The organism is Sphingomonas gei, assembly GCF_004792685.1.
GTDB lineage: Bacteria > Pseudomonadota > Alphaproteobacteria > Sphingomonadales > Sphingomonadaceae > Sphingomonas > Sphingomonas gei.
Window position 1 is genome coordinate 495,463 of sequence record NZ_SRXT01000004.1, and the last position, 21,846, is coordinate 517,308.

General features: G+C 65.9%; 27 protein-coding genes and 1 riboswitch. Of the genes, 16 read left to right on the plus strand and 11 right to left on the minus strand.

The window, feature by feature from the left end; genetic code table 11:
- Positions 1-89 precede the first annotated feature (89 nt).
- Genes crtY through E5A73_RS12290 form a run of 4 tightly spaced genes read left to right on the plus strand, consistent with a single transcriptional unit; the run spans position 90 to position 4,241 of the window.
- Positions 90-1,250, plus strand: a complete 1,161-nt coding sequence (crtY, locus tag E5A73_RS12275) for a lycopene beta-cyclase CrtY (protein ID WP_135964099.1) — start codon at positions 90-92, stop codon at positions 1,248-1,250.
- Complete coding sequence (locus E5A73_RS12280) at positions 1,247-2,725, plus strand: phytoene desaturase (RefSeq protein ID WP_135964100.1); 1,479 nt, start codon at positions 1,247-1,249, stop codon at positions 2,723-2,725. Before crtY ends, E5A73_RS12280 begins: the two co-directional genes overlap by 4 nt.
- Positions 2,722-3,303 (plus strand): LOG family protein, encoded by a 582-nt coding sequence (locus E5A73_RS12285; protein WP_135964101.1) that lies wholly within the window; start codon positions 2,722-2,724, stop codon positions 3,301-3,303. Before E5A73_RS12280 ends, E5A73_RS12285 begins: the two co-directional genes overlap by 4 nt.
- Complete coding sequence (locus E5A73_RS12290) at positions 3,300-4,241, plus strand: phytoene/squalene synthase family protein (protein WP_206366487.1); 942 nt, start codon at positions 3,300-3,302, stop codon at positions 4,239-4,241. The genes E5A73_RS12285 and E5A73_RS12290 overlap by 4 nt, the downstream gene beginning before the upstream one ends.
- On the opposite strand, the gene E5A73_RS12295 is transcribed toward E5A73_RS12290, so the two are convergent.
- Positions 4,242-4,481 carry a hypothetical protein gene (locus tag E5A73_RS12295; RefSeq protein ID WP_135964103.1) on the minus strand — a complete coding sequence of 80 codons (240 nt, stop codon included), beginning with the start codon at positions 4,479-4,481 and terminating at the stop codon, positions 4,242-4,244.
- A gap of 93 nt (positions 4,482-4,574) precedes the next feature.
- On the opposite strand from E5A73_RS12295, the gene E5A73_RS12300 reads away from it, so the two are divergent.
- Positions 4,575-6,395 (plus strand): ABCB family ABC transporter ATP-binding protein/permease, encoded by a 1,821-nt coding sequence (locus E5A73_RS12300; protein WP_168355921.1) that lies wholly within the window; start codon positions 4,575-4,577, stop codon positions 6,393-6,395.
- 1 nt (position 6,396) lies between these two features.
- Here E5A73_RS12300 and E5A73_RS12305 read toward each other — a convergent pair whose 3' ends face one another.
- Positions 6,397-6,669: a GNAT family N-acetyltransferase gene (locus tag E5A73_RS12305; RefSeq protein WP_135964104.1), complete on the minus strand. Its 273-nt coding sequence runs from the start codon at positions 6,667-6,669 to the stop codon at positions 6,397-6,399.
- Between the two features lie 80 nt (positions 6,670-6,749).
- Here E5A73_RS12305 and E5A73_RS12310 point away from each other — a divergent pair, with 80 nt between their 5' ends.
- A complete protein-coding gene (locus E5A73_RS12310; RefSeq protein ID WP_135964105.1) occupies positions 6,750-7,715 on the plus strand; it encodes an alpha/beta fold hydrolase in 966 nt (321 codons plus the stop codon).
- On the opposite strand, the gene E5A73_RS12315 is transcribed toward E5A73_RS12310, so the two are convergent.
- From E5A73_RS12315 to E5A73_RS12325, 3 genes are all read right to left on the minus strand, one after another.
- On the minus strand, positions 7,679-8,287 hold the full coding sequence (locus E5A73_RS12315; protein WP_135964106.1) for a hypothetical protein: 609 nt from the start codon (positions 8,285-8,287) through the stop codon (positions 7,679-7,681). The genes E5A73_RS12310 and E5A73_RS12315 overlap by 37 nt on opposite strands.
- A 65-nt stretch (positions 8,288-8,352) precedes the next feature.
- Positions 8,353-9,804, minus strand: a complete 1,452-nt coding sequence (locus E5A73_RS12320; protein WP_135964107.1) for an ATP-binding protein — start codon at positions 9,802-9,804, stop codon at positions 8,353-8,355.
- 193 nt (positions 9,805-9,997) lie between these two features.
- Positions 9,998-10,921, minus strand: a complete 924-nt coding sequence (locus E5A73_RS12325; RefSeq protein WP_135964108.1) for a hypothetical protein — start codon at positions 10,919-10,921, stop codon at positions 9,998-10,000.
- Between the two features lie 164 nt (positions 10,922-11,085).
- On the opposite strand from E5A73_RS12325, the gene relB reads away from it, so the two are divergent.
- The 4 genes from relB (at position 11,086) to E5A73_RS12345 (ending at position 12,366) form a co-directional block, all read left to right on the plus strand.
- On the plus strand, positions 11,086-11,442 hold the full coding sequence (gene relB, locus E5A73_RS12330; protein ID WP_135964109.1) for a type II toxin-antitoxin system RelB family antitoxin: 357 nt from the start codon (positions 11,086-11,088) through the stop codon (positions 11,440-11,442).
- On the plus strand, positions 11,439-11,738 hold the full coding sequence (locus E5A73_RS12335) for a type II toxin-antitoxin system RelE/ParE family toxin (RefSeq protein ID WP_135964110.1): 300 nt from the start codon (positions 11,439-11,441) through the stop codon (positions 11,736-11,738). Before relB ends, E5A73_RS12335 begins: the two co-directional genes overlap by 4 nt.
- Positions 11,739-11,807: 69 nt before the next feature.
- Positions 11,808-12,071, plus strand: a complete 264-nt coding sequence (locus E5A73_RS12340) for a type II toxin-antitoxin system ParD family antitoxin (RefSeq protein ID WP_135964111.1) — start codon at positions 11,808-11,810, stop codon at positions 12,069-12,071.
- Positions 12,061-12,366 carry a type II toxin-antitoxin system RelE/ParE family toxin gene (locus tag E5A73_RS12345; RefSeq protein WP_135964112.1) on the plus strand — a complete coding sequence of 102 codons (306 nt, stop codon included), beginning with the start codon at positions 12,061-12,063 and terminating at the stop codon, positions 12,364-12,366. The genes E5A73_RS12340 and E5A73_RS12345 overlap by 11 nt, the downstream gene beginning before the upstream one ends.
- A gap of 104 nt (positions 12,367-12,470) precedes the next feature.
- On the opposite strand, the gene E5A73_RS21395 is transcribed toward E5A73_RS12345, so the two are convergent.
- Complete coding sequence (locus E5A73_RS21395) at positions 12,471-12,611, minus strand: hypothetical protein (protein ID WP_168355922.1); 141 nt, start codon at positions 12,609-12,611, stop codon at positions 12,471-12,473.
- Positions 12,612-12,662: 51 nt separating this feature from the next.
- Here E5A73_RS21395 and E5A73_RS22020 point away from each other — a divergent pair, with 51 nt between their 5' ends.
- Positions 12,663-12,890 carry a colicin E3/pyocin S6 family cytotoxin gene (locus tag E5A73_RS22020; RefSeq protein WP_420822574.1) on the plus strand — a complete coding sequence of 76 codons (228 nt, stop codon included), beginning with the start codon at positions 12,663-12,665 and terminating at the stop codon, positions 12,888-12,890.
- A 215-nt stretch (positions 12,891-13,105) separates the two neighbouring features.
- Positions 13,106-14,170, plus strand: a complete 1,065-nt coding sequence (locus E5A73_RS12360; protein ID WP_168355923.1) for an ImmA/IrrE family metallo-endopeptidase — start codon at positions 13,106-13,108, stop codon at positions 14,168-14,170.
- A 33-nt stretch (positions 14,171-14,203) separates the two neighbouring features.
- On the opposite strand, the gene thiC is transcribed toward E5A73_RS12360, so the two are convergent.
- The 3 genes from thiC to rpmG all read right to left on the minus strand — a co-directional run bounded on the left by thiC (position 14,204) and on the right by rpmG (position 16,890).
- Positions 14,204-16,099 (minus strand): phosphomethylpyrimidine synthase ThiC, encoded by a 1,896-nt coding sequence (gene thiC / locus E5A73_RS12365; protein ID WP_135964116.1) that lies wholly within the window; start codon positions 16,097-16,099, stop codon positions 14,204-14,206.
- Positions 16,100-16,134: 35 nt separating this feature from the next.
- A riboswitch (TPP riboswitch) is annotated at positions 16,135-16,245 on the minus strand.
- Between the two features lie 83 nt (positions 16,246-16,328).
- A complete protein-coding gene (locus E5A73_RS12370) occupies positions 16,329-16,616 on the minus strand; it encodes a hypothetical protein (protein ID WP_135964117.1) in 288 nt (95 codons plus the stop codon).
- A gap of 106 nt (positions 16,617-16,722) precedes the next feature.
- Positions 16,723-16,890, minus strand: coding sequence for a 50S ribosomal protein L33 (gene rpmG, locus E5A73_RS12375; protein ID WP_025560997.1), 168 nt, complete (start codon positions 16,888-16,890; stop codon positions 16,723-16,725).
- 220 nt (positions 16,891-17,110) lie between these two features.
- Here rpmG and E5A73_RS12380 point away from each other — a divergent pair, with 220 nt between their 5' ends.
- Both E5A73_RS12380 and E5A73_RS12385 read left to right on the plus strand, forming a co-directional pair.
- Complete coding sequence (locus E5A73_RS12380; RefSeq protein WP_240700156.1) at positions 17,111-17,665, plus strand: TMEM165/GDT1 family protein; 555 nt, start codon at positions 17,111-17,113, stop codon at positions 17,663-17,665.
- A gap of 111 nt (positions 17,666-17,776) precedes the next feature.
- Positions 17,777-18,271 (plus strand): Dps family protein, encoded by a 495-nt coding sequence (locus E5A73_RS12385; protein WP_135964119.1) that lies wholly within the window; start codon positions 17,777-17,779, stop codon positions 18,269-18,271.
- A 122-nt stretch (positions 18,272-18,393) separates the two neighbouring features.
- On the opposite strand, the gene E5A73_RS12390 is transcribed toward E5A73_RS12385, so the two are convergent.
- A complete protein-coding gene (locus E5A73_RS12390) occupies positions 18,394-18,708 on the minus strand; it encodes a hypothetical protein (RefSeq protein WP_135964120.1) in 315 nt (104 codons plus the stop codon).
- Positions 18,709-18,863: 155 nt separating this feature from the next.
- On the opposite strand from E5A73_RS12390, the gene E5A73_RS12395 reads away from it, so the two are divergent.
- On the plus strand, positions 18,864-19,220 hold the full coding sequence (locus E5A73_RS12395) for a DUF1428 domain-containing protein (protein WP_135964121.1): 357 nt from the start codon (positions 18,864-18,866) through the stop codon (positions 19,218-19,220).
- 152 nt (positions 19,221-19,372) lie between these two features.
- Here E5A73_RS12395 and E5A73_RS12400 read toward each other — a convergent pair whose 3' ends face one another.
- Positions 19,373-20,197 carry a metallophosphoesterase gene (locus tag E5A73_RS12400; protein WP_135964122.1) on the minus strand — a complete coding sequence of 275 codons (825 nt, stop codon included), beginning with the start codon at positions 20,195-20,197 and terminating at the stop codon, positions 19,373-19,375.
- Between the two features lie 56 nt (positions 20,198-20,253).
- Here E5A73_RS12400 and E5A73_RS12405 point away from each other — a divergent pair, with 56 nt between their 5' ends.
- The gene (locus E5A73_RS12405; protein ID WP_135964246.1) at positions 20,254-21,837 is read left to right on the plus strand and encodes a cisplatin damage response ATP-dependent DNA ligase; all 1,584 of its coding nucleotides are present in this window, start codon (positions 20,254-20,256) and stop codon (positions 21,835-21,837) included.
- The last annotated feature ends 9 nt before the right edge of the window (positions 21,838-21,846 follow it).

Sequence of the window (21,846 nt, forward strand, 5' to 3'; positions counted from 1 at the left end):
CTCCGCTCCCGCCACACCTGCCCTCTCCGGCCTCGCGCCGGGGAGGGTTTTTGTTGGAACGTCCGCCCACGCTGGGCTAGGCGCAGGCAATGTCGGCCACGATCAGTTGCGACCTCGCCATCGTCGGCGGCGGTCTTGCCGGAGGATTGATCGCCCGCGCGGTGCACCAGCGGCACCCGCATGCGGAGATCCGCCTGATCGAAGGCGGGCCGCATCTCGGCGGCAACCATCTGTGGTCGTTCTTCGCCAGCGACGTGACGCCGGCCGATCGCTGGCTGGTCGCCCCGCTGATCAGCCATGGCTGGACGCGCTACGACGTCGCCTTTCCCGGCCATGCCCGCACGCTCAAATCGCCTTATTATTCGATCGAATCGCGCCAGTTCGAACGCGAGATGCTGGCGGCTTTGCCCGAGCAAGCGGTCCTGCGCGAGCGCCAGGCGGTCGAAGTCACCAGCACCAGCGTGCTGCTCGCCGATGGCGATCGCATTGCGGCGAAGGGCGTGATCGACTGCCGCGGAACCGGCGACCTCGCGACGCTCGAACTCGGCTGGCAGAAATTCCTCGGCCGCGAGCTGGTTCTGGCCGGGCCCCACGGTCTCGAGCGTCCGATGGTGATGGACGCGACCGTCGATCAGCAGGACGGCTATCGCTTCGTCTATTGCCTGCCCTTCGCGCCCGACCGGGTCTTCGTCGAAGACACCTATTACAGCGACGACCGCACAATCGACGCGGGCCTGCTCGGCAGCCGGATCGACGCCTATAGCGCGGCGCGCGGCTGGCAGGTCGATTCGACCGCCCGCGAGGAGAGCGGCTTGCTCCCGGTGGCGTTCGGCGGCGATTTCCAGGCCTATTGGCGTTCGGGCGGCGCAGGAATTGCCAAGGCCGGGATGCGCGCCGGGCTGTTCCATCCGCTGACCAGCTATTCGCTGCCTGACGCGGTGCGCACCGCATCGCTGGTGGCGCATGCCGGCAATTTCGACGGCGCCGCGCTCCACGACTTGCTGCACGGCTACGCCGCACGCATCTGGCGCACCCGGCGATTCTATCGCTTGCTGGCGGCAATGTTGTTCAAAGCCGCCGAGCCCGAGGAACGCTATCGCGTCCTCGCGCGCTTCTATCGGCTGGACGAGGGACTGATCCGCCGCTTTTATGCGGCCAGTTCAAGCCTGGGCGACAAGATCCGGGTGATGACGGGCAAGCCGCCGGTGCCGATCGGCCGGGCGGTGCGCGCGATAATGGGGGTCGAATGAAAAAAGCAGCAGTCATCGGTGCAGGATTTGGCGGGCTCGCGCTCGCGATCCGGCTGCAATCGGCGGGCGTGGATACCACCATCCTCGAAGCGCGCGACAAGCCCGGCGGGCGCGCCTATTTCTGGGAGCGCGACGGCTTCGTCTTCGATGCCGGCCCCACCGTGATCACCGCGCCCGAGTCCTTGCAGGAACTGTGGCGGCTGTCGGGGCACGACATTTCGGAAGACGTCAATCTGATGCCGGTGTTGCCCTTTTACCGGCTGTCCTGGCCCGACGGCACTGCGTTCGATTACGGCAATGACGATGCCCAGCTCGGCGCCGAGATCGCCCGGCTCAATCCCGACGATGTCGACGGCTATCGCCGCTTCCTCAAATATTCGGAAGGCGTCTATCGCGAGGGCTATCTCAAGCTCGGCCATGTCGCGTTCCTCGATTTCGGATCGATGGTCCGCGCCGCGCCGGCGCTGATGAAATACCAGGCATGGCGCTCGGTCTATTCGATGGTGTCGCATTTCGTGAAGAACGAGAAGCTCCGCCAGGCACTGAGCTTCCACACCCTGCTGGTCGGCGGCAATCCGACGACGACGAGCGCGATCTACGCATTGATCCACAAGCTGGAGCGCGACGGCGGAGTCTGGTTTGCCGAGGGCGGCACCAACAAGCTCGTCGCCGGGATGGTCCGCCATTTCGAGCGGCTGGGCGGCGTGATGCGGCTCGGCGATCCCGTGGCGGGGATCGACACGCTCGGCGACCGCGCGACCGGCGTGCGCACCGAGAGCGGCTTCGAGTTGCTGGTCGATGCCGTCGCCAGCAACGCCGATATCGTCCACAGCTATCGCGACTTGCTTAAGGGCTCGCGCAGCGCCCAACGCGCCGCGTCGAAGCTCGAGCAGAAGCGCTTCTCGCCGTCGCTGTTCCTCGTTCATTTCGGCGTGCGCGGCACGTTCCCCGAGATCCCGCACCATTCGATCCTGTTCGGCCCGCGCTATCAGGGGCTGCTCGCCGACATCTATGATCACGGCGTGCTGAGCGAGGATTTCTCGCTTTATCTGCATCATCCGACCGCGACCGATCCGACGATGGCGCCGGCGGGGCATTCGACTTTCTATGCGCTCGCCCCGGTGCCGCACATGGGCAAATTCCCCGCCGACTGGAGCGAAATCGGCCCGGTGCTCGAAGAGCGCATCCTCGCCGAAGTCTCGCGCCGGCTGATTCCCGACCTCAAGGATCGTATCGTGACCAAATTCTCCTACGCGCCGCCCGATTTCGCTACCGACCTGCGCGCGCATCTCGGCTCGGCGTTCAGCCTCGAGCCGATCCTCACCCAGAGCGCCTGGTTCCGCGTCCACAATCGCGACGAGGCGATCTCGAATCTCTATTTCGTCGGTGCGGGCACGCATCCGGGCGCGGGCATCCCCGGCGTGGTCGGCAGCGCCAAGGCGACCGCGGCGCTGATGCTGGGCGACGCCCGGTGAAGCGCGTCGCAGTCTATTGCGGCTCGGCGACCCCCGCGAATCCCGTCTACATCGAATCCGCCCGCCAAGTCGGGCGGACCCTCGCCGAGCGCGGCATCGGCCTGGTCTATGGCGGCGGCAAGCTCGGGCTGATGGGCGCGGTGGCCGATTCGGCGCTTGAAGCCGGCGGCGAGGTCATCGGCGTGATTCCGCAGGCGCTGGTCAATGCCGAAGTCGCGCATCGCGGGCTGACCGAACTCCACGTCGTCGATACCATGCACGAGCGCAAGGCGCGCTTCACCGAGCTCGCCGACGGCTTCGTCAATCTGCCGGGCGGGACCGGCACGATGGACGAATTGTGGGAAGCGCTGAGCTGGGCGCAGCTCGGCTATCATGCCGATCCGATCGGGCTGCTCAACGTGGCCGGCTATTACGACAAGCTGATCGACTTCTGGCAGCACATGGGCAGCGTCGGCTTCGTGCGGCCGCAGCACCAGGGGCTGCTGCTGGTTGACGACAATCTCGATGGGCTGCTCGCGCAGATGGCGACTTTCGAGCCCGCCGTGCCGATCATCCAGATGAAGCGCGAAGACCTCTGAGCGGAACTCTGCCCGGGCGCGACGCCATCGTCGCAACGGCGGGTGAGTCGATCGGCCGCGGCTCGAAGAGCTTTTCGGCGGCGAGCCGGCTGTTCGATCGGCCGACGCGCGAGCGGGCCTGGCTGCTCTACGCTTGGTGCCGCGCCTGCGACGATCTCGCCGATGGGCAGGATCACGGGCACGGCATGGAAGCAGTCGCCGATCCCGCGGCGCGCCTGGAGGCGATCCGCCTGCGCACCGCGGCGGCACTAGAAGGGCGCTGGGTCGGCGACCCCGCCTTCGACGCGCTGCGTATCGTCGTCGCGGAAACCGCGATGCCGCATCGGCTGGTGTGGGACGTGGTCGAAGGCTTCGCGCTGGACGCGGCGGGCTGGCGACCGCGCAGCGAGGCCGATCTGCTGCAATATTGCTACCACGTCGCCGGCGCGGTCGGCTGCATGATGGCCGTGGTAATGGGAGTTCCCCCCGAGAATGACTGGGTGCTCGACCGCGCCTGCGACCTCGGTCTCGCCTTCCAGCTCGCCAACATCGCCCGCGACGTGGGCGAGGATGCCGCCGCCGGCCGCTGCTATCTTCCCTATGATTGGCTCGCCGAGGCCGGGATCGCACCCGATCGCCCGATGGAAGACAAAGTGAAGCTGGCCGCCGTAGCCCGGCGACTCACCGACCGCGCCGCCGAATATGGGGCACAGGCGCGCGCCGGCACACCGGCATTGTCGTTCCGCTCGGCCTGGGCAGTGCTCGCCGCCGCCGGCATCTACGGCGACATCGCGCGCAAGGTCGCGCAACGCGGACCGGCTGCATGGGACACGCGCGTTACGGTTTCGGGATTGGGCAAAATTGGCTGGGTCGCGCGATCCGGGGTACAGGCGTTCGATCGGAAGCGGCGCTACGCCGACGTCGACCTCATGCCTCAGGTCTGGAAAAGGCCGCGATAATCAGCTGCCGCTGCGCTGGGTCCGGACCGGGCGCGCGTCGGCGACCTGACCGGTCTGGCGCTGGCAGGCGGCGCTGATGACGGGGAAGTCGATATCAGTGTTACGCCGAAGCGCGGCGGGCATCGCCTCCTGGCATGCCTGGATCGAAGTGTAGTGCGCGGGTTCGATTCGAGCCTGCTGACACTGCGCCGTGTCATCGCCGCAGCCCATGATCGCCAGCACGTAAAGGACCTGATCCATCGCTCTTCCTTCCGCCCTTTCAAACGAAGTAGACGGCGCTGCGTTCCGCCAAACTGTTGCAAGCGCGCGCCCGGCGCACCAGATCGACACTTGATGCCTCCACAAAATCTTGAATCCGCGCCCGAGCGCCCGTTGCTCGCGACGATGAAGCGCTTCCTTCCGTATCTGTGGCCGAAGGATTCGCCGGGGCTGCGCGCGCGCATCGTCATCGCGCTGGTTCTCGTGGTCATCTCCAAGCTGATCCAGGTCTATGGCGCGCCGTTCGCGCTGCAGGGCGCGATCGATCGGATGGCGAGCGGATCGCGCGACGCGGTGTGGTTGGTGACCGCCCTGGTCGCCGGCTATGCCGCGGCGCGCCTCGGCGGCGTACTGTTCGACAACCTGCGCAACGCCGTGTTCGAGAAGGTTGGGCAGGATGCCACCCGCCGGCTCGCTTCGGACGTGTTCCGCCATCTCCACAATTTGTCGCTGCGCTTCCATCTGGAACGACGCACCGGCGCGATCACCAAGGTGGTCGAGCGCGGCACCAAGAGCATCGATACGATGCTCTATTTTCTACTATTCAACATCGCCCCGACGATCCTCGAACTCGCGCTCGTGCTCGGCATCTTCTGGACGCGCTTCGGCGTGTGGCTGGTCGTCGGCACGTTGGTGATGGTGGTGGTGTATATCGCCTTCACCCGCTGGGTGACCGATTGGCGCTCGAAGCTGCGCGAGCAGATGAACGACCTCGATACCGGCGCCGTCGCCCATGCGGTGGATTCGCTGCTTAACTTCGAGACGGTCAAATATTTCAACGCCGAGGCGCGCGAATCGGCGCGCTACGACAAGGCAATGGCGTCGTACATGAACGCCGCGGTCACTTCCGAGAACTCGCTCGCCTGGCTCAATATCGGCCAGGCGCTGATCACCAATCTGATGCTCGGCGCCGGCATGACCCTGGTGGTGTTCGGTTGGAGCTCGGGCAAGTTCACGGCGGGCGACGTGGTGCTCGTCTCGACTCTGCTCAGCCAGCTGTTCCGCCCGCTCGATATGCTCGGCTGGGTCTATCGCACGATCCGCCAGGGCGTGATCGACATGGGCAGCATGTTCGACCTGATCGACACGCATGCCGAGATCGTCGACTCGCCTGGCGCGCAGCCGCTTGCGGTTCGCAAGGGCCATGTCCGCTTCGAGAATGTCGAGTTCGGCTATGATCCCGATCGTCAGATCCTCAAGGGGATCGACCTCGACATCCCCGCCGGCTCGACGGTGGCGGTGGTAGGACCTTCGGGCGCCGGCAAGTCGACGCTCGCCCGGCTGATCTACCGCTTTTACGACGTCACCGGCGGCCGGATCACGATCGACGGGCAGGATATTCGCGACGTGACGCAGAGCTCGCTGCGCGCCGCGATCGGTATCGTGCCGCAGGATACCGTGCTGTTCAACGACACGATCGGCTACAACATCGCTTATGGCCGCGAAGGCGCCACCCCAGACGAAGTCGCGTCGGCGGCACGCGGTGCGGCGATCGCCGGCTTCATCCAGTCGCTTCCCGACGGGTTCGACGCGCGGGTAGGCGAACGCGGGCTGAAGCTGTCGGGCGGGGAGAAGCAGCGTGTCGCGATCGCCCGGACTCTGGTCAAGAACCCGCCGATCCTGATCCTCGACGAAGCGACCAGCGCGCTCGACAGCCGTACCGAAGCCGACATCCAGGCGACGCTCGAAGCGATCGAGCGCGGCCGCACCACGATCGTGATCGCGCATCGCCTGTCGACGGTGGTCCATGCCGATCGGATCATCGTCCTCGAAGCCGGCCGCGTCGCCGAGCATGGCACCCACGCCGCCTTGCTCCGCCAGAACGGCATCTATGCCGAAATGTGGGCCCGTCAGGCGCAGGAACGCGAGGCAGGCGACGAACTCGCGGCCGAATAGCTCAGGCCTTGAGGTCCTGCCATTCGGGATGCCTGGCCATATAGGCCGCGACGAAGCTGCATTGCGGCCGGACCTTGAGCCCGCGGCTGCGAACGTCGGTAAGTGCTCCCTCGATGAGCCGGCTACCGACGCCCATGCCCTGCAGCGATCCGGGCACGACCGTGTGAGTGAAGGTAATCACGTCGCCCTCGATCTGATATTCGGCGAAGGCGATATGGCCCTGCTCGGTCAGTTCGAAACGTTGCTCGTCAATATTGTCGCGGACGTCGCTCATCGGGCACCTTTGCTGTGCGGCGCGTTGTCGCCGTAACTGGACCCTATAGAACGGCCCGGATCGGGCAAGGAGCCGAAAAGATGTTGTTTCCTCTGGGCGTATTGGGCGTGGCTAGCCTTGGGCTAGCCGGATGGTCGGCCTATGCCGGTCGCAAGGCCGAGGAGATGGTGCCGGCCGATGGCCAATTCGTCGAAGTGCCGGGCGCGCATCTTCACTATGTCGACATCGGACCGCGCGATGCGCCTGCGATCGTCATGCTCCACGGGCTGATGGGGCAGCTCCGCAACTTCTCGCATTCGCTGTCGGAGCGGCTGGCGGCGGACCACCGCGTGATCCTCGTCGACCGCCCGGGCTGGGGGCATTCCACGATCGACGGGCCGCGCCCGGGGATCGTCGCGCAGGCGGGGATGATCGCCGCGCTGATCGAGCAGCTCGAACTCGATACGCCTTTGCTGGTCGGCCATTCGATGGGCGGGGCGGTGGCGCTCGCGCTCGGGCTCGATCGACCCGAGTTGGTCCGCGGGCTCGCGCTGATCGCGCCGCTCAGCCAGCCGGTGGGCACGGTGCCCAAGCCCTTTGCCGGCCTGCTCGCGCCGCAGCCGCTACGTCCCGCGATCGCGTGGCTGGTCGCGGTGCCCGCGGGAACGATGTCGGGCGCCAAGGTGGCGCAGGCGGTGTTCGCGCCCGATCCGGTGCCCGACGACTTCGCGACGCGCGGCGGCGGCGCGCTGTCGCTGCGCCCCAAAAGCTATATGGCGGGATCGTTCGAAATTCGCGCCGCACCCGCCGAAATGACAGCGCTCGCGGCGCGCTACGCCAGCTTCCGCGTGCCCGTCGCCATCCTGTACGGCCGCGACGACCAGGTGCTCGACCCGCAATTGAACGGCGCGAAGACCGCCGCCGAGATCCCCGGCGCGACGATCGACCGGATCGCAGGCGGGCACATGCTCCCGGTCAGCCACGCCGGCGAAACCGAGGCCTGGCTGCGGCGCGTGCTGGCCGGGAAGCCTCAGGCCACCGGCGGTGCGCTGACCGACAGCCGCTGACCGCCGGGCAGCTTCACCGACCCGGCCCCGGCCTGCTTCTGGACGAAAGACCCGATGAACGCGCCGAGCGTCAGCTTGGCCATGTCCATGAAGGGAGGAAAGCGGATCGCGAGGAGCGAGAAAAACAGGGTCAGCCCGATCGTCGCGAGCGGCAGGCCAGTCAGCCCCAATTTGGTGAACGCGCCGGTGAAGCCGCTCAGGCTGGTCAGCCGGATATATTGCGTGACTGCGTCTTCCTGCCCGGATTTGACCTGGTCGCAGATCGCCGCCCATTCCTCGCTGTTGATCACGCGCCCCGGCTGCTGCCCGCGCGAAAGCCCCACCGATCGCAGCAGCTGGATGCCCAGAAACGCCCCGACGAAACCGATCGTGCTGAGGATGAGTTCGGGGGTGAAGTCCGCGAGCGTGGTCGCGCGCTCGCTCGCCTTGCTGTCGTCCTGCACCAGCAGATAGCAAACGAACCCGAACAGCGCGACCGCTCCATAGATCAGCCCGATGCCCGCCAAGGCCAGCGAACTACGTCCCAAATTGAATCCACGCGGTTCGTCCGAATCACTTGCGCCATTGTCCATGATATTTCCCTCCCTGTGCTGGTCGGGAAGCTACCATGAAAGCAGCTCAAGTATAGAAGCAGCGCTCAACCCGCTTCGGACGGTTGGGTAGTCCAGCCGAGCCGGGGAATCGTGATCGAACGCTTGCCGGCAAGGTCGACGCGGGTGACGAACAGCTCCCGGCTCTCGATATACGTCAGCAGACGGCGCACGCGGCCGAGCGAGCTGGTGCCGTACGTCGCGGCCAACTCGGTGTCGCTCGGGCAGGGCAGCCCCTCGCGCGCGGCGCGGGCGACGAGCAGGAACGGCCCGAGCATGTCGTCGGGCAGCGCGCGTGCGGCGTCGAGCGCCTGCGCCCAATCGGCGTCGGGATCGCCGTGAATCCCCGCCCGCGCCGCCGACAGCCGGCGGACGAAACCCGAAAGATCGAGCGGCGGCCGCGCCAGCCCGACCATCCGGCAGCGGACCAGGAAGTCCTGATAGAGCACCGAAGGCGAGCGATAGGTCGAATCGGGATCTTCGACGATGTCGCGCAGCACCTCCGCAATGCGCCCGGCGGCTTCGTCGGGATCCACCGCCACTTCGTCCACCGGTGCGGGAGTCGAGCGGGCGAGTGCCTCGATCAGTCGTTCCGAGGGCATCTGGGTCGGCGCCGGGCTGGGCGCGGGCGGGGTCCATTCGGGCTCGGCCGGGGCGAGCAGCAATCCCTTCATGTCCTCCGCCACCGCCTGCGGCAGCGGCGTCAGCTTGGGGCTCGAGCTGCGCGCGCTGGTCTCGACCGCGCCGATCTCGATCGCCACCGGCCGCCGCGCCACTGCCGGCCCGAGCGCGAGGAAATGGCCGCGCTGCAAGTCGCGGATCGCTTCGGCTTGGCGGCGCTCCATCCCGAGCAGATCGGCGGCGCGCGCCATGTCGATGTCGAGAAAGGTGCGCCCCATCAGGAAGTTCGAGGCCTCGGCGGCAACATTCTTGGCGAGCTTGGCGAGCCGCTGGGTGGCGATCACGCCGGCGAGCCCGCGCTTGCGCCCGCGGCACATCAGATTGGTCATCGCGCTCAGCGACGCACGGCGCACCTCTTCGGCGACCTCGCCACCGCCCGCCGGCGCGAACAATTGCGCTTCGTCGACCACCACCAAGGCCGGATACCAATGCTCGCGCGGCGCATCGAACAGCCCGTTGAGGAATGCCGCGGCGCATTTCATCTGGCCCTCGGCCTCGAGCCCCTCGAGGCTGAGCACCACCGAGGCGCGGTGCTCGCGGATCCGGGCGGCAAAGCGCGCGACGTCGCGCTCGCTATGCTCGGACGCCTCGATCGCGATATGGCCATAGCGATCGCTCAAAGTGACGAAATCGCCCTCGGGATCGATCACCACTTGCTGGACCTGCCCGGCGCATTGCTCGAGCAGCCGGCGCAGCAGATGCGACTTTCCCGACCCCGAATTGCCCTGGACGAGCAGACGGGTGGCCAGGAGCTCCTCGAGATCCATCGACACCGGCGCGCCGCCGCTGTCCTTGCCCATTTCCACACGAACCGTCATTCGCCCCCGCTTTGGGGGAAGCACGCCCCATGCGGCAAGCTCGCTTGGACGAAAAACTGTGGGCGGTACGCGCTATCGGGGCGGGGGTGTGGAGATGTGGAAAGCGAGCGCTTCGCATGATCGCGGACGATCCGGGCGCGATGGGGCACGGGAGACGCCGCCGGCGCTGCGCGAAGGTCACACCAGGGTCACACTATCGCGATCGCCGGCGGCGGCGCGCATTGCTGACGGGATCGAGATAAAAGCATTGGTCCGCGGATTCCTCCTCGGTCAGCGCCTCCCCCGCTTCCTCCCTGGCCATGGCCGCGGCGCCGCGCGCATGGCGCGCCTCGGCTTCCTCAGCCGCGGTCTGCGCGTCGGACCTGGGCGGTCGCTGCTCGCTCAGGAAGTGCGGCAGCACGCCGTCGGCCATTTCGGCCAGTTCGAGCGCCGCCGCCAGATCTTCGGGCGCGAGCAACTGCTCGGGCGGCGCGGGGAGCGCCGGCTCCATCGCGCGCAGGCTCTCCTCCAGCGCCGGCGGCGCCTCGGCCGGCGCGGCGGGGGCCGGCATGGCCGGGGCACGCCCCTCGCCATTGCGCGTGCCGTAGCGTTCGGGCTTCAAGTGGCTGAGCAGATATTTGAGCAGGCGATTGTCGTGGACCAGCCGCGCGCCGACCACTTCGCCGCATTCGTTATAGACTTCGTGCTCGACGCCTTCGATCGCGCGCTCGAAGGCGATGTCCTCGATCAGCCCGCCGGCATGCTGGCGCGCCGCATCCCAGGCGCGCGCGAACGCGGCACCGTGCGCGGAACGGCGCAGGCGATAGGCGCTTTCGCGCGACATGCCGACGGCCCTGGCGGCGAGATTGACGAGCCCGGTATCGGCGAGCGTCTCGATGAAGCGGCGCTGCTTCTCCTCGGTCCAGCCGTCGGTCCGGGGAATGCGGCGGACGGGGACCCAGCGATAGTCGGCGGGGTCGTAGTCGAGAGGGGCATCGTCGTCGTCGGCTACCGCGAGCGCGTTGGCACTTTCGGGCGGCGGCGCGGGATCGGGCGCGGGGGCCGGATCGGCAAGGGTTACGGGATCGGCGGCACCAGCGGCGCGCGCGAAGGCTGCGGGGTCTGATCGCTTGCTCATCTACGAGCTTGGAGCAGAGGATTTCCTACATTGGAAGGGCTTTTGTACGTGGTATGTTCCACTTTATACGAAACTTGCAACTGGCCGCGGCGCTTTTCACGAAATGGCGCTTTCGTTGAAAGTGGCGTGCGAATGCTATACATGTATAGCAAGTGGAGGCGATCATGTTGGCAGTACGTCTGGATGCGGAGACCGAAGCCCGGCTCGATGCGCTGGCAGCGCGGACCGGGCGCACCAAGACGTTCTATGCGCGCGAGGCGATCTTAGCGCATCTCGACGATCTCGAGGATTTCTATCTCGCCAAGGAGCGGCTGCGTTCCTTTCGCAACGGGCAAGATATCCCGCTTGTCGAAGGGCAGCCGTCTCGGGTTGAGGTCGAGCGCGCGGATATGCTCGATTCGCTGCGAAAATTGTGGGCGCAGGGCGAGGCGAGCGGCGCGGCGATCGACGGTAATTTCGATGCCGGCGACATCGCCAGGCGCGGCAGCGAGCGCATGGCCGCCGCGCGCCGCCGCGATTGAGGATCCGCCGCCTCCCCGCGGCGATCCGCGACGTGGATGACATATGGTTCCATATCGCCGCCGACAATCCCGCCGCCGCGACACGCCTGATCGGCCGGATTGCGGCAGGCGTCGCACGGCTTGCCGACTTCCCCGAAAGCGGCCCGGCGCGGCCCGAAATCGGCGCAGGCGCACGCAGCGTGACGATCGGCAACTACCTCGTGCTTTACCGGATCGAACGCGACAGCGTGGATATCGTCCGCGTGATCCATGGTGCGCGGGCGATCGCGCGGTTGCTGGATGGTGCGAGGTTTTGAGGTAGCGCGGGCGGTGGCGCGCGAGCGGGACCGCTTGGCAAAATTAGCGCAGAATCGTATAAGGCCCGCATGGCACAGATGAACATCTCGATCCCCGACAAGCTCAAGGGCTGGGCGGAACAGCGCGTCGCCGAGGGGCGCTACAGCAGCACCAGCGACTATGTGCGCGATCTGGTGCGGCGGGATCAGGAACATGCGGAGAAGCTGCAGGCGCTGCAGGCCGCGATCGACAAGGGACTGGCGTCGGGCGGGAGCGAGCGCGATCCGTTCGATCTTCTGGACGAAATGCGCAACGGTTTGCGCGCGGCGGCGCGTAGCGCGGATGCGGCTTGAGCTGAGCCGCGAGGCGCAGGCCGATCTCGACGATATTCGCGACTATAGCGTCGCACAGTTCGGCACCGGGCGCGCGGTCGCGTATCTGGATGCAGTGGAACGGGCATTTCGGCGGGTGCTGGATTTCCCCGAAATCGGCGCCGTGCGGCCCGAGCTTGCGGGCGTTCGGTCGCTTGGCTGCCAGCACACCGGCTTTTCTACGCCGTCGATGGCGAGACGATCCGTATCGTGCGCATCCTGCACAAGGCGATGGATGTCGAGCGGGGGCTTTGAGGCGGGGGGAAGCCTGGGTTAGGTGTTGGGTCTCTGGAATTTGGGCGGTGGTGAACCCGTGGGATGCGCCGAAGGACGGGAAGCATTGAGTCGGCGCGGGCGAGGCGCGGTCGCTGCGGAAGTGGCTCAGCCGACCTTGTGCTCGATCAGGTCCCGGCGCTTGTGCGTGGCAACGGGAGTGTCCTTGATGGGCGTGAAGCCGAGCTTTTCGCTGCAGAAGGCAAGCGCTTCGTCATGTCGCGGACGATCAGGGCGATGTGGGAGCATCGATACGTGAGGCTCTAGCACATTTTCGGTTTTCATGATTTAATGGCGTTGATGGTGGGCAGGCCGAACCCATGCTTCCTCGACGAATGCGAAGCATTGGGGTTCGTGCACGGATCTCGACGCTGGCGCAGTTTCAACGGCAAGCGGCTATATACTTGGGACTACCTCCATGGAGCGATTGAGGTTTTCACGAGTAGAGGTGTCCATCTTGGAGCGGCCGATGCACTCACTGGCATCATTTTCAAACCGGCAGTGAAAGGAAGGAAGATCGATGTCTGATTCCTCCTTCATGACATTAGCTCTCCGCGGAACTGTATTGTCTGACGAAATAGAAGATTTCGTCGAAGCTTGGCATGCCTCAGCTTCGATGGAAGAAATATACGAGTTCCTCGGTATGAGCTTCGAGGAATACTCCTTATGGGCATCGAACCCGGATACTATCGACGTAATCTTGAGTGCTCGTCATGTTGGCCAGCCTCTCAGAGAGGCTGTCAATGACAACCTACGAGTTCAAGAGCGGATTGCGGCTCGCGCTGATGAAGCTGGAAAACTCGCTATCCTCTCGAGATGGATCGCTGCCCAACCCGATCGTTGATTTGCGCTACCCAGAAGAGCGGATGGCGGCTCGTTTGGTTGAGCGGTTGGGCTTGGCTCCGCCCATCGACGTCGAAAAGCTTTGCAATAGTCTTGCCGACCTCTCTTTTAGAACGTTTCCAATCGATATTGACGGCTTGTGCCTTGATCTCAAAATACCCGGAAAGCGACCGAAGGTTTGGGTTTCGAAGGCCATGCCGCCGGTTCGACGACGCTTCACTCTCGCCCATGAGATTGGCCACATAATTATCCCTTGGCACAGGGGAACAATCATCGATGATATCGAGGCTCCCAGTTCTGGGGAAAAGAACAAATATCGGGAAATGGAAGCCGAGGCCAATCGGTTTGCCGCGGAACTCCTGATGCCTTCTGCTTGGGCAACGGGTCTTGCCGAACGAGCAGATCATGCAGCTGGCCTGATGCACACCCTACATCAAATCGCCCAAGTTTCCTTTCCGGCCGCCTTTCTAAAGACAGCGAAATTTGGGCGTCCTGGTTTCGTTGGGGCAGAGGTTCGCAATGGCCTTATCGTTCGATCCCAACGAACTCCAGGTACCTACTCGCTACCCCCAGAAGTGAATGCTTCGATAGAGCATGTTAAAATGGAAGCTGCGTACGAACCACGTATCTTGCACGGAACTGAGGTTCTATATTACTGGTGGCAGATGCGAGAGGATTTGGCGGATCCTGGTGGAGATCTCCCTGATTGGCGTAAGATACTTGATGGCATACTGACCGAAATTCCTGCGGAGTATAGATATAAAACTCGGGCAAGCGTGAATGCCATGATTGGATTAGCTATTGGACGGGAGCCAAAGGGTGGCGATGTTGGGAGAATTTATCGTAGAGGTATTGAAGCTGCGCATAATCGAGAAAATCAAAATAAATGGGTTGCGCGCGCGGTATCGCACCATGAATTTAAAAACTACATACTAGCGCGCGCAAGGGACAGGGCGAATCAGTAGTTCGACTTCTGCTCTGTTGTATTTTGCCCAGTATCAGTCGTGCTCCCGCCCGCCGGCTCCCATATACAGCTCGCTCCCGCTCTCCTTGAACACCCGGCTCATCTCTTCCATGCCCTTGAGCGCCGCGGCCTTGCTGGCGGCGGCGGTTTCGGCGCCCGTCGGCCCGGTGGCGATGAAGCCCTCGACGCCCTGGTTCTGCTTGGTGGCGAAATCCCGCACTTCCTGGCTGATCTGCATCGAGCAGAATTTGGGCCCGCACATCGAGCAGAAATGCGCGGTCTTGGCGCCTTCGGCGGGGAGCGTCTGGTCGTGATATTCCTCGGCGGTGTCGGGATCGAGCGACAGGTTGAACTGGTCGCGCCAGCGGAACTCGAAGCGGGCCTTTGACAGCGCATTGTCGCGGACCTGCGCGGCGGGGTGGCCCTTGGCGAGATCGGCGGCGTGGGCGGCGAGCTTGTAGGTCACCACGCCGACCTTGACGTCGTCGCGGTCGGGGAGGCCGAGATGCTCTTTGGGGGTGACGTAGCAGAGCATCGCGGTGCCGTACCAGCCGATCATCGCCGCGCCGATGCCGCTGGTGATATGGTCGTAGCCGGGGGCGATATCGGTGGTGAGCGGCCCGAGCGTGTAGAACGGCGCCTCGCCGCAGACCTCGAGCTGCTTGGTCATGTTCTCCTTGATCTTGTGCATCGGCACATGGCCGGGGCCTTCGATCATCACCTGGACGTCCTGCTTCCAGGCGCGGTGGGTGAGCTCGCCGAGCGTGTAGAGCTCGCTGAACTGGGCTTCGTCATTGGCGTCGGCGATGCTGCCGGGGCGCAGGCCGTCGCCGAGGCTGTAGGCGATGTCGTACGCCTTCATGATCTCGGTGATCTCGTCGAAGCGCTCGTAGAGGAACGATTCGCGGTGATGCGCGAGGCACCATTTGGCCATGATGCTGCCGCCGCGGCTGACGATGCCGGTGACGCGCTTGGCCGCCATCGGGATATAGCCGAGGCGGACGCCGGCATGGATGGTGAAATAGTCGACGCCCTGCTCGGCCTGCTCGATCAACGTGTCGCGGAAGATCTCCCAGGTCAGGTCCTCGGCGACGCCGCCGACCTTTTCGAGCGCCTGGTAGATCGGCACGGTGCCGATCGGGACGGGCGAGTTGCGCAGGATCCATTCGCGGGTGTCGTGGATGTTGCGGCCGGTGGAGAGGTCCATCACCGTGTCGGCACCCCAGCGGATCGACCAGACCATCTTGTCGACTTCGGCGGCGACGTTCGAGGCGACCGCGCTATTGCCGATATTGGCGTTGATCTTGACGAGGAAGTTGCGGCCGATCGCCATCGGCTCGCTCTCGGGGTGGTTGATGTTGTTGGGGATGATCGCGCGGCCCCTCGCGATTTCGTCGCGGACGAATTCGGGGGTGACGTAGTCGGGGATGGAAGCGCCGAAGCTCTCGCCGTCGCGGACATATTCGGCGAGGCGCTCGCGGCCGAGATTCTCGCGAATCGCGACATATTCCATCTCGGGGGTGATGATGCCGCGGCGGGCATAGTGCATCTGGCTGACATTGGCGCCGGCACGCGCGCGGAGCACCTGTTTCCGCACATTGGGGAAGGGCTCGACGCCGCCGCTGCGATCGGGGCCGAGCTGGCCGTTATCCTCGGGGCGGACCTGGCGCGCGGGGACCTGCTCGACATCGCCGCGGGCGAGGATCCAGTCGCGGCGGAGCGAGGGCAGGCCGGCCTTGATGTCGATGCGGGCTTGCGGATCGGTGTAGGGGCCGGAGGTGTCGTAGACGCGGACCGGCAGCTCGAGCGAGCTCGGATCGAGCTGGATCTCGCGCATCGCGACGCCGAGCGGGCCGACATGGATCTTCTTCGAGCCGCGGATCGGGCCGGTGGTTACGCCGATTTCGGTACGTGCGGGGAGGTCGGCCATCGAGTCTTCTCCATTTGGGGAGAAAACGGACCTCTGGGCGGAAGCCGCTCCCTCCCTACGCCGGTGTCAGCCGGATCAGGTTCAGCGGGTCGAGGGCTGCGGCCCTCCTCTCAACCGCTGCGCCAGCGGTCCCCCGGGGATGGCAGGGTCTTAGGCCGATGCGGGCGGGAGGGGAAACGAAAAAGGGCGCCGGCCTCGCAGCCCGCGCCCTTCGTGCCTTGCGGCGGAATTACAGCGTGTTCTTGAACTGCTGCTCGACGCGGGCGTCGTCATCGTCATCGGCCTTGTCGGCTGCGGCGTCGCCGCGATCCTCGACATTGTCGGCCTGGGCTTCGAGCGAATCGTGGAGCTGATCGTTGCCGGCTGCCTTGGCGGCGTCGGCCTGCGCCTCGAGCGCGTCCGACTGGTTCTCGGCCGCGGCCTCGATATTGTCGGCAGCCCGATCGTCGGCATTGCCGCCGCACGCCCCGAGCGCGAGAAGGCCGGCAATCGCGGTCGCCTTGAGCATGAACTTCATGAAATTCCCCTTGTGTTGCGTGGGCCGGCCGGAGCCGGGCCTCGCGCACCAATCGCCGAAACCGCGCGAGGTTCCGGGTGCAGGGCGGGGGTGGCCTCTGCCGAGCTTACTTGATCTTGGCTTCCTTGAACTCGACATGCTTGCGCACGACGGGATCGTACTTGCGGAAGGAGAATTTCTCGGTCTGCGTGCGCGGATTCTTCTTGGTGACGTAGAAGAACCCGGTGTCCGCCGTGCTGACGAGCTTGATCTTGACAGTGGTCGGCTTAGCCATGACCCGAAACCCTTGAATCGTGCGAAAAGAAATAGCGGCGCGCACGGGCGCACCGCTGTCAGGCCGCGGCGGATGCGCGAGTCTCGGGGAAAAGTCAAGGCGGGGCTGGCCGATCCCCGCGCAATCCTCCCCCCGGCGGGATAGGATTTGCGCGAGCGCTGCCGGTCGTTAGCCGAATTTCACCAAATCACTCTATCCTGCCGGGCATATGGAAGTCCTCGTGCCCGCTTTTCTGCTCGCATTGCTCGCCCAGCCGGCGGACCGGCCGGCGCTGCTGACGGCTATCCTCGCCGATCGCTTCAAGCGGCCGATCAGCGTGGCGCTGGCCGCGGGGCTCGCGCACGGTATCGGCAGCGTGCTCGCCGCGCTGGCCGGGGCGGCGGTGGGGCCGAGCCTCACCCCCGAGGCGCAGTCGCTGCTGCTCGCGGTCGCCCTGGTCGCGGGCGCAGTCACCGGGGTGATCCGCGCGAAGCTGCCGAGCCGGCTCGATCGGTGGCGCTTCGGACCGTTGGTCACGCCACTGCTCGGGGTGTTCGTGGTCGCGTTGGGCGAGCAGACCCAGTTCTTCACCTTTGCGCTGGCGGCGGGCGGTACGCCGTGGCTGGCGGCGGCGGGAGCGACGCTCGGCGCGCTCGTCGTCGCGATGGTCGCCGCGACGCTGGGCGAGGCCGGATGGACCCGGCTGCCGCTGCGCTGGCTGCGGTTTGCGGCGTCTCTGCTGTTCCTGCTCGCGGGGATCGTCATCGGGCTCGGCGCGCTGCGGCTGACCGGCTGACCGGCTGATCGAAGCGGCGGATCGCAGTCATCGAAATTTGCCGTGGCAGGCGGCGGAGCCAACCCTATATCGGGTTCGTTGGGCAACCGTATCGTTTTTCCGGAGGACATGATGGCAGACACCAAGGCGCTACAGACGCCCACCGATCTCAATCGCAACGACACCAAGAGCGTGGCGGACGCTCTGAACAGCGCGCTGGCGGACAGCTTCGCGCTCTATTTCAAGACCAAGAACTTCCACTGGCACGTCTCGGGGCCGCATTTTCGCGACTATCACCTGCTGCTCGACGATCAGGCGGCGCAGATCTACGGCGTCACCGATGCAATCGCCGAGCGCGTGCGCAAGACCGGCAACGTCACGATCCGCTCGATCGGCGACATCGCGCGGCGCCAGACGATCCAGGATAACGACGCCGACTTCGTCGCGCCGGGCGATATGCTCGCCGAATTGCGCGACGACAATCTCAAGCTGGTCGAGAGCTTCCGCGCCGTGAAGCAGGCCGCCGAGGATGCCGGCGACAACGCCACCAGCGGAATCGTCGACGAGTGGACCGACCAGGCCGAGGAGCGCGCCTGGTTCCTGTTCGAGGCCAGCCGCAAGGGCTGAGCGGCGCCAGGTGAGGGTGTCCCGCCATCGAGAGCGGGATCCCCTCACCCAGCTCCGACTAAGGCTTTGCTTCGCAAAACCCAAGTCTGCGCAACCCTCTCCCGACGGGAGAGGGGAAGTGGTTACTTGATCGCGGCGAGGTCGGTTTCGACCTTCTTGAGCGCCTCGTCGGTGAGCTTGCCGTTCGACATCGGCTGGACCGCGCGCAGGCTCATGCCCTTGAACATGTCGTAGGACGGGTGAGTCGATACGCCGGGAAGGTCGGCGTCGAGCACGGCCTTCGCCTGCGGATCGGCGACCAGCGCTTCGATCGGCGTGTCGAGGCTGAACTTGGCGGTCGCGGCGGCAGGCGCGGGCGCTGGTGCGGGCGTGGTCTGGGCGAACGCGCCGGGCGTGAGAAACGCAAGCGCGGCGGCGGCCGGAACGATGAACTTCATAGGTGCGGAACCCTCTTCCCAAGCCGGCATGCTGCCGGCGGCGTGAGCTTAGCCGCAACTTTGTGGCGGCGCCATGAACGGCGATCGGGGCGCCGCTTCGATATTGCCGGCGAATGTGGCAGGCTTGCCTCCGCAACAGCAGAAGGACGTGCGCGATGTATGTCTGTGGCCTCGTGATCCCGGTGCCTGCCGAGCGGATCGACGACTATCGACGATGGGCCGAGCGCGGGGCGGGGTTCTTCCGGGAATATGGCTGCCTGGAGATCGTCGAATCGTGGGAGGATCTGGTGCCAGAGGGCAAGCAGACCGACTTCCGTCGCGCGGTTGCCGCGGAGGCTGGCGAGAAGATCGTCTTCACCTGGCAAATCTGGCCCGACAAGGCGTTTTTCGAAGCCGCCGAAGCGCGGATGCACGACGATCCGCGGATGGACAGCGCGGGCGAGCCGCCCTTCGATGCCCGGAGGCTGATCCTCGGCTGCTTCGTGCCGATCGTGTCGATGGGCAGGGGTTAGAGTTGCCGCGAGATCCAGATCTGTTCCCCGGCGGAGGCCGGGGCCCAGTTGCGAGCGCCCTGTAGGGGCCCATTCTCTCGCCACTGGGCCGATGCTGGGCCCCGGCCTTCGCCGGGGAACAGCGTGGTCTTTCAGGTGCCGGAACCCAAACTTTATCGCCCCGACGCCGGACCGAGCGCCAGCAGCCAGAGGTCCGGCGGCGCATTGAGGCGGAAGGGCAGGCTGCCGCCGATGCCGGCGGTGACGATCACTCGGCGCGCGCCTTCGCGGATCACGCCGCAGCGATAGCGGTCCTGGTAGCGCGAGACCGGATCGAGCGAACCGTAAAACGGGATAACCACTTGCCCGCAATGCGTGTGGCCGGCGAGGAGAAGCGGAAAATCCGGCGGCAGCAGCGGCGCGATGTCGGGCGAGTGGCTGAGCACCAGCTTCGCGCCGGGCAGCCGGCGCGCCGCGGCGAGGGTCGGCGCGGTCCGCGCATGCTCCGAATAGTCGTCGTCCACCGCCGCGATCGCCAGCGGCCCACGCACCGCCGCCTGATTGGCGAGCAAGGTCACCCCCGCCGCATCGAGCGCGGTTCGAACCGCGCCGAGCCCGGTCCAGTGATCGTGATTGCCGGGCACCGCGACGACTCCCAGCCGCGCGCGCAGGCGCTTGAGCGGCGCCAGCGTGGCGCTCGCCGTCGCCGCGTCGATCGTCTCGCTTCCCGGTGTGAAATCGCCGGCGATGAGGATGAGATCGGGGCGCAGCGCATTGACCTGCGCAACTACTCGCCCGAGCCGGGCGGGCGTGACGGCAAGGTTGCCGGCATGCAGGTCGCTCAGCAGCACCAGCCGCAGCGGTGGCGCGCCGGCGGGCCAATCGGGCAAGGCGATGTCGGCGCGCCGCACGATCGGATCGGCGCGCGCCTCCAGAAAGCCCCATAAAAGGCAGCCGAGCAGGCACGCCGCCGCCACGATCGGCAAAAGTCTCGTCATTCGCATGACGAACGTCGTAACGGGAGCGCATCGGCCGCGCTATGCGTTGCGTCGCCATGCGCGCCTTTGCCGACCTGCTCGATGCCCTGATCTACACTCGCTCGCGCAATGCCAAATTGCGGCTGATCGGCGATTATCTGACGAACACGCCCGATCCCGACCGCGGCTGGGCGATGGCGGCGCTGACCGGCAGCCTCGACTTGCCCGCGGTCAAGCCCGCGCTGATCCGCGCGCTGATCGAGGCACGCGTCGATCCGGTGCTGTTCGCATTGAGCCGCGATTTTGTCGGCGATTCGGCCGAGACGGTCGCCTTGCTGTGGCCCGAGCCCGAGGGTGGGAAAGTAGTGGCGGCGCCGCTGACGCTTTCCGAAGTGGTGCAGGTACTCGGCACGATCTCCAAGTCCGACGCGCCGGCGGCGCTCGCGTCGATGCTCGACCGGCTCGAGGCCGACGAGCGCTTCGCCTTGCTCAAGCTGGCTACCGGCGGGCTGCGGGTCGGGGTGTCGGCGCGGCTGGCCAAGACCGCGCTGGCGCAGGCGTTCGGGCTCGACGTCGATGCGGTCGAGGAGGTTTGGCACGGGCTGGTGCCGCCTTATACACCCTTGTTCGACTGGGCCGAGGGGCGCGGCACCCAGCCGACGCCGGAGAATGTGCCGGTGTTCCGGCCGTTCATGCTCGCGCATCCGCTCGAGGAAGCGAGCGTCAGCCTCGACGAGTATGCCGCCGAGTGGAAATGGGACGGGATCCGGGTGCAGATCGTCCATGTCGCGGGCGAGACGCGGCTCTACAGTCGCGCGGGCGACGACATCACGCACAGCTTCCCCGAAGTGGCGAAGGCGTTCGTCACGCCGGGGGTGCTCGACGGCGAATTGCTGGTGAAGGGCAATGCGCAGGGCGGTGAAGGCGGCGCGGGGAGCTTCAATGCGCTCCAGCAGCGGCTAGGGCGGAAGATTGTCGCGGCCAAGACGCTTGCTGAATATCCGGCATTCGTGCGGCTCTACGACATCTTGTTCGATGGGCTCGAGGATCTGCGCGCATTGCCCTGGTCCGAACGGCGCGGGCGGCTGGAGGCATTCGCCGCCGGGCTCGACCCCGAGCGGTTCGACGTGTCGGCGGTGATCGAGGCGGCGGACTTCGCGTCGCTCGAGGAAATCCGCGCGGGTGCGCGTGACGCGGCGATCGAAGGGGTGATGCTCAAGCGGCGCGATTCGCCATATGTCGGCGGGCGGCGCGCCGGTTTGTGGTACAAATGGAAGCGCGATCCGCTCAACGCCGATTGCGTGCTGATGTATGCCCAGCGCGGCAACGGCAAACGCAGCTCCTTTTATTCGGACTTCACGTTCGGCGCGTGGACCGAGGCGGGCGAATTGCTCCCGGTGGGCAAGGCCTATTTCGGCTTCACCGACGAAGAGCTCAAATGGCTCGACCATCATGTCCGCAACCACACGGTCAATCGCTTCGGCCCGGTGCGCGAGACCGACAAGTCGCTGGTGCTCGAAGTGGCGTTCGATTCGATCCACGAATCGAAGCGGCACAAATCGGGGCTGGCGATGCGCTTCCCGCGGATCAGCCGGATCCGCACCGACAAGCCGGCGCGCGAGGCGGACACGATCGCGGGGCTTCGGAAACTGGTGACCTGACCCCCTCGA

Bases quoted from the DNA above. Each gene is read 5' to 3' on its own strand.
- crtY (WP_135964099.1), top strand. From the start codon at position 90: ATGTCGGCCACGATCAGTTGCGACCTCGCCATCGTCGGCGGCGGTCTT.
- E5A73_RS12280 (WP_135964100.1), top strand. From the start codon at position 1,247: ATGAAAAAAGCAGCAGTCATCGGTGCAGGATTTGGCGGGCTCGCGCTC.
- E5A73_RS12295 (WP_135964103.1), bottom strand. From the start codon at position 4,481: ATGGATCAGGTCCTTTACGTGCTGGCGATCATGGGCTGCGGCGATGAC.
- E5A73_RS12300 (WP_168355921.1), top strand. From the start codon at position 4,575: ATGCCTCCACAAAATCTTGAATCCGCGCCCGAGCGCCCGTTGCTCGCG.
- E5A73_RS12305 (WP_135964104.1), bottom strand. From the start codon at position 6,669: ATGAGCGACGTCCGCGACAATATTGACGAGCAACGTTTCGAACTGACC.
- E5A73_RS12310 (WP_135964105.1), top strand. From the start codon at position 6,750: ATGTTGTTTCCTCTGGGCGTATTGGGCGTGGCTAGCCTTGGGCTAGCC.
- E5A73_RS12315 (WP_135964106.1), bottom strand. From the start codon at position 8,287: ATGGACAATGGCGCAAGTGATTCGGACGAACCGCGTGGATTCAATTTG.
- E5A73_RS12320 (WP_135964107.1), bottom strand. From the start codon at position 9,804: ATGACGGTTCGTGTGGAAATGGGCAAGGACAGCGGCGGCGCGCCGGTG.
- E5A73_RS12325 (WP_135964108.1), bottom strand. From the start codon at position 10,921: ATGAGCAAGCGATCAGACCCCGCAGCCTTCGCGCGCGCCGCTGGTGCC.
- relB (WP_135964109.1), top strand. From the start codon at position 11,086: ATGTTGGCAGTACGTCTGGATGCGGAGACCGAAGCCCGGCTCGATGCG.
- E5A73_RS12340 (WP_135964111.1), top strand. From the start codon at position 11,808: ATGGCACAGATGAACATCTCGATCCCCGACAAGCTCAAGGGCTGGGCG.
- E5A73_RS12345 (WP_135964112.1), top strand. From the start codon at position 12,061: ATGCGGCTTGAGCTGAGCCGCGAGGCGCAGGCCGATCTCGACGATATT.
- E5A73_RS21395 (WP_168355922.1), bottom strand. From the start codon at position 12,611: ATGCTCCCACATCGCCCTGATCGTCCGCGACATGACGAAGCGCTTGCC.
- E5A73_RS22020 (WP_420822574.1), top strand. From the start codon at position 12,663: ATGGTGGGCAGGCCGAACCCATGCTTCCTCGACGAATGCGAAGCATTG.
- E5A73_RS12360 (WP_168355923.1), top strand. From the start codon at position 13,106: ATGACAACCTACGAGTTCAAGAGCGGATTGCGGCTCGCGCTGATGAAG.
- thiC (WP_135964116.1), bottom strand. From the start codon at position 16,099: ATGGCCGACCTCCCCGCACGTACCGAAATCGGCGTAACCACCGGCCCG.
- E5A73_RS12370 (WP_135964117.1), bottom strand. From the start codon at position 16,616: ATGAAGTTCATGCTCAAGGCGACCGCGATTGCCGGCCTTCTCGCGCTC.
- rpmG (WP_025560997.1), bottom strand. From the start codon at position 16,890: ATGGCTAAGCCGACCACTGTCAAGATCAAGCTCGTCAGCACGGCGGAC.
- E5A73_RS12385 (WP_135964119.1), top strand. From the start codon at position 17,777: ATGGCAGACACCAAGGCGCTACAGACGCCCACCGATCTCAATCGCAAC.
- E5A73_RS12390 (WP_135964120.1), bottom strand. From the start codon at position 18,708: ATGAAGTTCATCGTTCCGGCCGCCGCCGCGCTTGCGTTTCTCACGCCC.
- E5A73_RS12395 (WP_135964121.1), top strand. From the start codon at position 18,864: ATGTATGTCTGTGGCCTCGTGATCCCGGTGCCTGCCGAGCGGATCGAC.
- E5A73_RS12400 (WP_135964122.1), bottom strand. From the start codon at position 20,197: ATGACGAGACTTTTGCCGATCGTGGCGGCGGCGTGCCTGCTCGGCTGC.
- E5A73_RS12405 (WP_135964246.1), top strand. From the start codon at position 20,254: ATGCGCGCCTTTGCCGACCTGCTCGATGCCCTGATCTACACTCGCTCG.